This is a genomic window from Dehalococcoidales bacterium (genome assembly GCA_030698765.1).
Classification (GTDB): Bacteria; Chloroflexota; Dehalococcoidia; order Dehalococcoidales; family UBA2162; genus JAUYMF01.
Window position 1 is genome coordinate 1 of the sequence record JAUYMF010000070.1, and the last position, 10,209, is coordinate 10,209.

The 10,209-nt window shown below is 54.9% G+C and carries 6 protein-coding genes; all 6 read left to right on the forward strand.

Annotated elements, in window-relative coordinates; translation table 11 throughout:
• The first annotated feature begins 258 nt into the window (after positions 1-258).
• Complete coding sequence (locus Q8Q07_03315; protein ID MDP3879321.1) at positions 259-1,482, forward strand: YgeY family selenium metabolism-linked hydrolase; 1,224 nt, start codon at positions 259-261, stop codon at positions 1,480-1,482.
• 241 nt (positions 1,483-1,723) lie between these two features.
• On the forward strand, positions 1,724-4,150 hold the full coding sequence (locus Q8Q07_03320) for an AAA family ATPase (GenBank protein ID MDP3879322.1): 2,427 nt from the start codon (positions 1,724-1,726) through the stop codon (positions 4,148-4,150).
• Positions 4,151-4,222: 72 nt separating this feature from the next.
• Positions 4,223-4,705, forward strand: coding sequence for a GNAT family N-acetyltransferase (locus Q8Q07_03325; protein ID MDP3879323.1), 483 nt, complete (start codon positions 4,223-4,225; stop codon positions 4,703-4,705).
• 109 nt (positions 4,706-4,814) lie between these two features.
• Positions 4,815-7,067 (forward strand): acetate--CoA ligase family protein, encoded by a 2,253-nt coding sequence (locus tag Q8Q07_03330; GenBank protein ID MDP3879324.1) that lies wholly within the window; start codon positions 4,815-4,817, stop codon positions 7,065-7,067.
• Positions 7,068-7,088: 21 nt separating this feature from the next.
• Complete coding sequence (gene pyk / locus Q8Q07_03335) at positions 7,089-8,525, forward strand: pyruvate kinase (GenBank protein ID MDP3879325.1); 1,437 nt, start codon at positions 7,089-7,091, stop codon at positions 8,523-8,525.
• Positions 8,526-8,866: 341 nt separating this feature from the next.
• The coding region (locus Q8Q07_03340; protein MDP3879326.1) for an NAD(+) synthase at positions 8,867-10,209 on the forward strand (1,343 nt) is incomplete at its 3' end.

Genomic DNA, 10,209 nt, shown 5'->3' on the forward strand with positions numbered 1-10,209 from the left:
ATGGCAGAAACATCGTCTTCAGCGCAAAAACCAGAAATAACGAGTATGATATCTGGCTGACGGAGGTGACATTTCAGTGAGCGTCGGAAGCCGGAAGGCCCCGCAGAACCGTATTGGCTGGAAACTCCAGCGTTTAGGTAAGGAAAGACCGGACGGATATCATCAAGGGTTCTCCACTGTAATCCAGTAGCTTTATTTTGACAGCCCTGACAAGGTTCAGTGTAAGATAAGGTTGGTATTCCAGAGCCGGGAGGTACAATGTCAATCCCAAACTTAAAAGAAGCCAGCGCCCGTATTGCCGATGATGTAGTAGCTTTTACACAGAGTCTGGTACGGACGCCCAGCATCAGCGGCCGGGAACAGGACGTAGCCAGGCTCATCATCAGCGAGATGGAGCGATTGCGCTATGACGAGGTATTCACCGACGATATGGGCAACGTGGTCGGCATCATCAGGGGCAGCGGGCAGGGCGAGAATATCATGTTCAACGGCCACATGGACCACGTGGACGCCGGCAGACTGGAGGCCTGGGAGCATGCCCCCTATGGAGGCACCATCGCCGGGGGTTACCTTTACGGCCGGGGTACCTGTGACATGAAGGGGGCCATCGCCGCGCAGATCTACGCCGCATCCCTCGTCAAGAGCCTGGGGCTGGCACACCGGGGAGATATTCTGGTCACCGGCGTCGTCCAGGAAGAACCGGCGGAGTGCCTGGGCATGGCCCACCTCTGCGATATGACCCTGTCCCGGCGGGGGATCAAGGTGGGCTCCGTAGTCCTGGGAGAGCCCACCGACCTCAAGCTGGTACTGGGACACAAAGGGCGCGTCGAGTTGGAAGTAACCACCGTTGGCCGCACCAGCCACGGCAGCGCCCCCTGGCGCGGTATCAACGCCGTCTACAAGATGCTGCCGGTGCTGAACAAAATTCAATTGATAGCAGATACGCTTCCCAGCCATGAACTGCTGGGTAAATCGACCATTGCCCTGACCATCATATCCTGCAGCCCGGGACAGTTGAGCGTCATCCCTGACCTGTGCGCCGTATCCCTGGACAGGCGTCTGACGCCGGGGGAGACCGCAGACCAGGCCCTCGCCCGGATTGCCACACTACTCGAAGAGGTCAGACAGGAAGATCCTGAATTCCAGGGGTCGGCGCGGATACGTGAGGTAGAAGAAGTAAGCTATACCGGAATGAAGACGCGGGCACGCAAGTTGATGCTGCCCTGGCTGATTCCCGCCGAACACCCCGGGGTAACCGCCGCGCTCGCCGCCTTAAGTAAAGTAGGACAGCAGCCGGAACTCGCTTACTGGGATTTCGCCACTGATGGCAGCCACACGGCGGCGGTGCTGGGTATTCCCACCATCGGCTATGGGCCGGGGGAAGAGAGCCTGGCGCATACCCCCCGGGAGCGAATTAACCTGGACTCCCTGGTGCAAAGCGTCGCCGGTAATGCCGCCATCGCCCTGGCTCTATCACAGTAAGTCTGGCTGCCACCATGCTACATTACTTTCTGAGCAGACGCATAAATCAATCGTTTCTATCTGTCAAGCTGGGATCTTCAGCCGGTTACCGGTTATTTTCTAAAGCTGTAAAGATACGGCAAAGACAACTTTAGAGACCGCGCTACTTGGTTCAATTCTCTTAACGGCGATGACGTCACCGCTTCTTTGATATATAATATTTATTACGCTGTAAAAACAAGCTGAAACGAGGAGGTTAATTATGCCCAGAGAACTAACCGCGGCGCAGGTCAGGCGACGGTGCGACCCGGCTCTGTTCAAATGTAACTCAACCGGGGACCTGGAGCCACTGAGCGGCATCATCGGGCAGGAGCGGGCAATGAGCGCCCTTAATTTTGGTCTTAACATCCTCAAACCGGGATTTAACGTTTATGTATCAGGGTCAGCGGGCACCGGCCGGACTACCACCATCAAGTCCTTTCTGGAGACGCTGGCGGCCAAAAAAGAAACCCCCTCCGACTGGTGTTATGTGCACAACTTTCGAGATTCATATTACCCCAAAACCATGGAGATGCCCGCCGGTATGGGGCAAACCCTGCAAAAAGACGTAAACCACCTGGTGGACAACGCCAGGCGCAGCCTTATCCAGGCTTTCGCCAGCAAGGAACACGCCGAGCGGCGGGCTGAAATAACCGCCGACTTCCACAAGAAAAGGGACGCCGTATTCAGCGCCATCAATAAGAAGGCTGAAGAAAACGGGCTTCTCCTGCAGACTACACCGGTAGGGATATTCTTTATACCGTCTTCCAGGGGAGAAGCAATGAGCGAGGAGGAATATAAAAAGCTCAGCGCCAGAGACAAAGAGGATCTCAGAAAGAAACAAGAGGAACTGTCTGAAGAGTTGAAGAGGCAAATAAACGACCTTCGGGTTGAAGAGGGCGCCGTCGAGCAACGGCTGGAAGAGATTGACCGCGAGGTAGCACGCTACTCCATCGGCTACCTCTTCGAAGAGGTAAAGAAGAAGTATAGCCAGATCCCCCAGGTGATTGATTACTTAACGGAAGTTGAGCAGGATATCGTTGAGAATTTTGAGCAATTCAAGTCAGATATGAAGACTTCAGATACAGACCCCATATCCGTCATGCAGGGAATGATGAGAAAGCAGGCTTTCCGGAAGTATGAAGTTAACGTACTGGTTGACAATTCAAGGTTGCAGGGGGCTCCGGTGATTCTGGAGCTAAACCCCACCTTTAATAATCTCTTTGGGCGTGTGGAAAAGGAAGCCCAGTTCGGGGCGCTGTCCACTGATTTTACCATGATTAAAAGCGGCTCTCTGCACCGGGCTAACGGCGGTTATCTTGTGGTCAGAATTGAAGACCTGCTGACTAACTTCCAGTCCTGGGAGGGCTTAAAAAGGACCCTTCGTGACGGTAAACTGGAAATTGAGGATATCGGCGAGCGCCTGGGGTTCATGACCACCAAAAGTCTGAAGCCGGAACCAATCCCGCTTAATATCAAGGTAGTAGTTATCGGCGAGCCCATGTTCTACTATTTACTGCTGCAGCTGGACCTGGAGTTTAGAGAACTATTTAAGATTAAGGCTGATTTTGATAGCCGTATGGACAAGACGGAGACTAACTTAAGAGATTACGCTGCCGTCATCTGCCGGATGTGCAAAGAAGAAGACCTGAAACACCTGGATAGTAACGCTTTAGCCAGGATCATCGAGCACAGTACCCGGCTGGCCGGTGACCAGGAAAAGCTGTCAACCCTGTTTGCTGACATCGCCGATATCATCCGTGAAGCCAGCTTCTGGGCGGAGGAGGACGAGAAACAGCTTATTGAAGCCGGGCATATTGAGAAAGCCATCGAGCAAAAGGTTTACCGCTCCAATCTCATCCAGCAGCGTATCAATGAAATGATAAATAAGGGAATGATTATTATCGATACCGATGGTGAGAAAGCAGGACAGGTAAACGGCTTATCAGTAATCGACCTCGGTGATTTTGCTTTCGGCCGGCCTACCAGGATAACCGCCAGCGTCGGTGTCGGCCGGGAAGGGCTGATTGACATCGAACGGGAAGCCAAGCTGGGAGGACGCCTGCACTCCAAAGGCGTTATGATACTGAACGGCTATATCACCGAAAAATATGTCCGGGAGATTCCGCTGTCACTGTCCGCCCGCCTGGTATTCGAACAGAGCTACGACGAGGTGGAAGGAGACAGCGCTTCGAGCACGGAGCTTTACGCATTGCTGTCCTCCCTGGCGGATACTCCGATAAGCCAGGGTATCGCCGTCACCGGCTCCGTGAACCAGAAGGGAGAGGTACAGGCGATTGGCGGTATCAACGAAAAAATCGAGGGTTTCTTTGAAGCGTGCCAGGCTAGAGGGCTTAACGGGAAACAGGGAGTTCTCATCCCGGCGACCAATATCAGGAATTTAATGCTTAAAGAAACGGTAACGGCCGCGATTGAGGACGGCACTTTCCATATCTATCCGGTAGGCACCATCGATGAGGGGCTAGAAGCTCTTACCGGGCTGAAGGCGGGTGAACGTCTGAAAAACGGCCGCTTTGAGCCAGGTTCGATTAATGCTAAAGTGGAGGAGCGCCTGAAGACCCTGGCGGAAAAACTGAGGGACTTTACCAAAGGTGAGGAGAAAACCACCACTACCGGAACCGAAGCATAACCAGCGTTAGATTGCATATATCGCTAAAATACTATAAAATAGCTGCCACTTACTGGACAAGGAGGTAGAGTGATGACTAACGGAGAGGTTAAGATACGGGGAATGGTCGATGATGACTTACCGAGGGTGCACGAGATTGACCGCTTATTATTCGGCGAAGAACGGGTACCTACCTGGCCCTTCTCTTTTGAAACTTACTGGGAAATATACCATCCCAAGCTGAGCTTCGTGGCTGAAGTAGATGGCAGGGTAGTAGGTTTCCTGGTAGGCAATATCGTACAGGAGGAACACAGCCAGTCCATCCTCAGGCTGACGCATCTGGCCGGCCGTTACTCCCGTGACCGGCAGGTCGGCTGGATAGATATGATGGGTATTCTGCCTGACTATCAGCACCGCCAGATAGGCCGGAAACTGGTCGAAGCGTTTCAGCAAGAGTGCCAGCACACTAATGCCCCAATTAGAGGCATTGTCAGGGACAACGACGAGAAACTGAGAAATTTCCTGATCAAAGCCGGTTTCAAAAAGTGGGATATCGCCACTTACGAGAAAGATTGATACTGATAATACCCGCAAACCAAGCATCCAGTACGGCGTCATACCAGTAATAACGTTGCGACAAAGCCGGTAACTGTAATGATGACCGGACATTGCCGGTGAGGAGACGATGACGGGATCTGACCATAAGCCCGAACGGGACCGGAACAGTGATAGCAGCCAGCACCGTGAGACTTCGGCATCTCTGCCTGGGATCGATGCATCCTATGAGCAAGAAAAGGCGGCCACCATGGATTCGCTGAAGGCTTTCCTGCAACCCCGTTCCATCGCCGTCATCGGCGCATCGCGGAGAGACGGAAGCATCGGCAAGAAGCTCTTTCACAATATCTTGCAACAGGAGTTCAGGGGAGTGGTCTACCCGGTGAACCCCGGCACGGAAATAGTAGCTTCGGTAAAGGCATATCCGTCCGTTCTGGAAATACCGGGGGAGGTTGACCTGGGCATAATCATTGTTCCGGCGGAAACAGTGCTGGAGGTGGCTGAGCAATGCGGCCAAAAGGGTGTACGCGGTATCGTGGTGATATCAGCCGGCTTCGGTGAAAGTGGAGACGCCGGAATCGTCCGGCAACAAGAACTGCTGGAGACGGCACGCCGCTACGGGATGCGCCTGGTCGGGCCTAACTGTATGGGGATTATCAACACCAACCTCCAGGTCAATATGAACGCCACTTTTTCCTCTATCTTCCCTCCCCGGGGCAACATCGCCCTGGGCACCCAGAGCGGAGCCCTCGGTCTGGCCATCCTGGAATACGCCCGGAACCTGAACATCGGCATTTCCACTTTTGTCAGCATCGGCAACAGGGCAGATGTTTCCAATAATGACCTGATGCAGTACTGGGCGGAAGACCCGGATACTGACGTCATACTCCTCTACCTGGAGTCTTTCGGCAACCCGAAAAAATTCGCGCGCATCGCCCGGACAACAGCGTTGCAAAAACCGGTAGTCGCCGTCAAGAGCGGTCGCACTGCAGCCGGTTCCCGGGCGGCCGCCTCCCACACGGGGGCACTGGCCACAGCGGAAATAGCCTCCGAGGCCCTCTTCGCCCAGGCCGGGATAATCCGGGTCGCTACGCTGGAAGAGCTCTTTGATGTGGCCAACCTCCTGTCGCATCAGCCGGTGCCTTCGGGAAGGAACGTCGCTATTCTCACCAACGGAGGCGGGCCGGGCATTATGACCGCCGATGCCTGCGCCGACAGGGGACTTGAGCTGCCTATCCTTTCTGATAAGACGCTAGCGGCGTTGAAGAGCTTCCTGCCGGACCGCGCCAGCTTCAGTAATCCGGTTGACATGACGGCTGAAGCCACGGCTGAGGAGTACCGCCGCGCCCTGGAAGTCTTCCTGGAAGATGAAAGCGTGAACATTGTCATTATCATTTTCATCCCCCCGATAGTGACCCAACCGGAAGCGGTGGCCGGGGCGATCCGTGACATCGCCCCCAGGTTCCGCCAGCGGGGAAAGACCCTGGTGGCGTCATTCATGGGCCAGCGCGGTACTTTCAATCAACTGGGTTCTGAAGAAGAGTGCTGCGTGCCCTCCTTCGCCTTTCCCGAAGACACCGCGACAGCTATCGCCAAGGCTTGTGAATACGGGGAATGGGTAAAAAAACCGAAGGGAACGATTCCGCAATTACCAGGCATCGATAAGGACAAAGCGGCGCAGTTAGTCAAGCTGGCGCTGGAGTCAGACCGAACCCCCGGGTCTTTCTGGCTCACCGACAGCGCAGTTGTTGACCTGCTCGGCGCTTACGGCATTCGGGTAATACAGTCACAGTACGCCGCCACTGCCGGGGAAACGGTAGAAGCCGCCCGTAAAATGGGTTTTCCGGTAGCGGTGAAACTGCTCTCACCGACGATAATCCACAAAACAGATGTAGGCGGCGTCATCCTTGACCTGCGCTCAGAGGGAGAAGTTGAGCAGGCTTTCCGGCAGATCAGTGAGAGCCTGGTCAGGCTGGGGAGAACGGAGGAGATGCGGGGCGTCACCGTCCAGCAGATGGTATCGGGGGGAGTCGAGGTTATCGTTGGGGTCATCCAGGACCGTTCCTTCGGCCCGCTGATCATGTTCGGACTGGGCGGCATCTACGCCGAGCTATTTAAAGACATCACCTTCCGCATTCATCCCCTCACCGATGAAGACGCGCGTGAAATGGTGCGCTCGGTAAAGGCTTACCAGCTTCTGGGAGGCTGGCGGGGGGCGCCACCGGCAGATATAAAGTCGCTGGAGGAACTATTGCTCAGGATCTCGGCGATGATAGAAGACCTGCCCCAGATAACCGAACTGGACCTCAATCCGGTGAAAGTCCAGGAAGCCGGTAAAGGCTATCTGGTAGTAGATGCCCGGGTCATGCTTGCTCATGATTGACTATCTGGGAAAAACATCAGAATGAAGTACGCCAGTTATTTCAGGCAGCGAACCAGGATAGTCTGCACCATTGGCCCGTCCAGCCGCTCGGTCAGGGTAATTGAACGGCTCATCCGGGCCGGTATGAATGTCGCCAGGTTCAATTTATCTTTCGATACGCATGACGAGCACCGCCGTCACATCCAGACGGTGAGAAGACTGGCGGAGCGCCTTTCCAGACCCGTAGCCATTTTGCTTGACCTGCCCGGCCCCAAATACCGGACGGGTACCCTGAAAAACGGCTTTGTCCTGCTCAAGAAGGGGGATGGAGTAACGCTGACCATAAGGCAGATAGAAGGGGATGAAGCCGTAATTCCGGTCAACCTCCCTTCACTGCCGAATGATGTCAGGAAGGGTGATGTCATCCTCCTTGACGATGGCGCCATGGAACTCAGGGTACAGGAGATAAGCGGCACAGAGGTCAAGTGCCGTGTCATTGCCGGCGGCCGCCTCACCCAGGGAAGAGGAATCGCCATCCCCGGTATGCGTGTTTCCACTCCTTTCCTCACCGATTATCTCCGGGAGCACATTGCCTTCGCCATCGAGCAGCGCCCCGACTATATCGCCCTCTCCTTCGTCAGCAGTCCCGATGATGTTCTTCAGGTAAGAACTGTTTTACAGTCAGAAAACGTCAAGATACCCATTATTTCCAAGATAGAGCGGGGGCAGGCAGTAGTCCATTTTGACCGGATACTGACCGCCAGCGATAGCATCATGGTTGCCCGCGGCGACCTGGGGGTTGATATTCCCCTGCAGAAGATACCCCTGGTACAAAAGGACATTATCCGGAAATGCAACCAGGCAGGCAAACCGGTGATAACGGCCACCCAGATGCTCGAATCGATGATTAACCTGCCCCGCCCGACAAGAGCCGAGGTTACCGATGTGGCTAATGCCATCTTTGACGGCACTGATGCCGTCATGCTCTCCGGGGAGACATCAGTCGGCAAGTACCCGGTAGCGGCAGTAAGAATGATGGCACAGATCGCGCGGGAAACAGAAAGGAAGCTGGACTACGAACAGATGCTGGCCGAGAGGAGCACCTGGCTTGAGCCGCATACGGATGAACTGATTGCTTATAACGCCTGTCATACCGCCAATACGCTGAAAGCAACGGCAATCGTCGCCTTCACCGAAGCCGGGAGTACGGCGCACCGCGTCTCAAAGTACCGCCCCCGGATGCCCATCCTGGCCATAACTCCTAACAAAGCAGTGCGCGGCGAGCTGATATTGTGCTGGGGTGTTCAGGCTTTCCAGATACCCGGCGTATCTTCAGTAGACGATCTTTTTGCCCGGGCCAGCAGTCTGACTAAAGACCTCGGGCTGGCAAAACCGGGCGACATCATCGTCATTACCGCCGGTATCCCGCTCGGGTCAACCGGTACGACCAACCTGCTCAAAGTAGAAAGAGTGGCTTGACCTTCAACCGTTAACTGTCAACTCTAGTTGGTGGCGTCATTGTGAGACCATTCCGCTATAGGCGGGAGGCTTCAGCCCGAGTTCAGCCCGAGGGCTTCAGCCCGGGTTCAGCGTTCGACTGAGCTCACGCCGAAGTCTCACGCCGAAGTCCCGAGGGCGAAGCAATCCGGATGCTGGTTGCTCGCCAGGCATGAGATTGCTTCGTCGGCTCCGCCTCCTCGCAATGACAAATGAAACCACCGATGCAAAACAGAGCCACCACCGGACCCAAAATACCAGTCAATATCCGGTTTGTGCTAGAATAGGGCAATATAACCCGTAATCCTTTGAGGAGGCATGAAATGCCTGAGAAACTGTACCTGAGCAAAGACCTCGGGTTTCTGCGCCTGGGAGCCGCTGTCCCGGAGCTTCACGTGGCTAACGTTGATTTTAACGTAGCGCATATTATCCAGAAAATCAAAGAAGCCAGAAATGAGGGCGTCCAGGTACTGGCCTTCCCGGAGATGTCCATCACCGGCTACACCATCGGTGACCTGGTACAGCAGCAGGCGCTCCTGCTCAAAGCCGGGGAAGGCCTGGATAAAATCCGTGAGGAAAGTAACGGCAGTTCCATGATAGTGATTGTAGGCCTGCCTCTTGAGGTCAACCAGAAAATATTTAACTGCGCGGCGGTAGTTAATAACGGCCACATCCTCGGTATCATCCCCAAGACCCTGTTACCCACCTACAAGGAGTTCTATGAAGACCGCTGGTTTACCTCCAGCCTGGACGCTGACTGCGATTCCGTGGAGATCCTGGGGGAATGCGTCCCCTTCGGCACGGACATCCTCTTCAAGCTGCGCGGAATCCCGGCGGGTCTCCTCGGCGTGGAGATTTGTGAAGACCTGTGGGTACCCCTCTCCCCCCACGTCCATCAGGCACTGTCCGGAGCCACAATACTGGTTAACCCGTCCGCCAGTAATGAGTTCCTGGGGAAAGCGGACTGGCGCCGGGTAATGGTATCCTCAGAATCCGGCAGATGCGTTGCCGCCTATTGCTATGTATCATCAGGCATCGGCGAGTCGTCTAATGACCTTGTCTACGGAGGACAGACCCTTATCGCCGAGAACGGAACCGTCCTCGGCGAGTCAGAACGCCTGTCAGCTAATCCTCAACTGATAATAACCGATATTGACCTGGAAAGACTGGTACATGACCGCCGGGTAGTCTCCAGTTTCCATGAGTCATCCCGGCAACAATCAGCCTTCAGGATTATCGAAACGGACACCGGAGACCCAATGGTAGAGCGGCTGTACCGGAGGCTCGAATCTCATCCTTTCATACCGGCAGACCCGGCGGAAAGGGCGAACCGCTGCCGCGAGATTTTTTCCATGCAGGTAGCCAGCCTGACCAAGAAACTCTCCGGCTCCGGGATGAGTCACCTGGTACTTGGAGTCTCCGGAGGGCTTGATTCCACGCTGAGCCTCCTGGTGGCAGTGAAGACGATGGACTTCCTGGGACTACCCAGGCAAAATGTTCACGCCTGCAGCCTGCCCGCCTTCGGCACCACCCCGAGGACAAAGACTAACGCCCGAAAACTAAGCCAGGCATTAGGAGTAAGCTTTGAGCAGGTAGATATCAGAAAAAGTTGCCGGTCACACCTCAAAGACCTCAAACACAACGGTGATGGGGACATCGTCTTCGA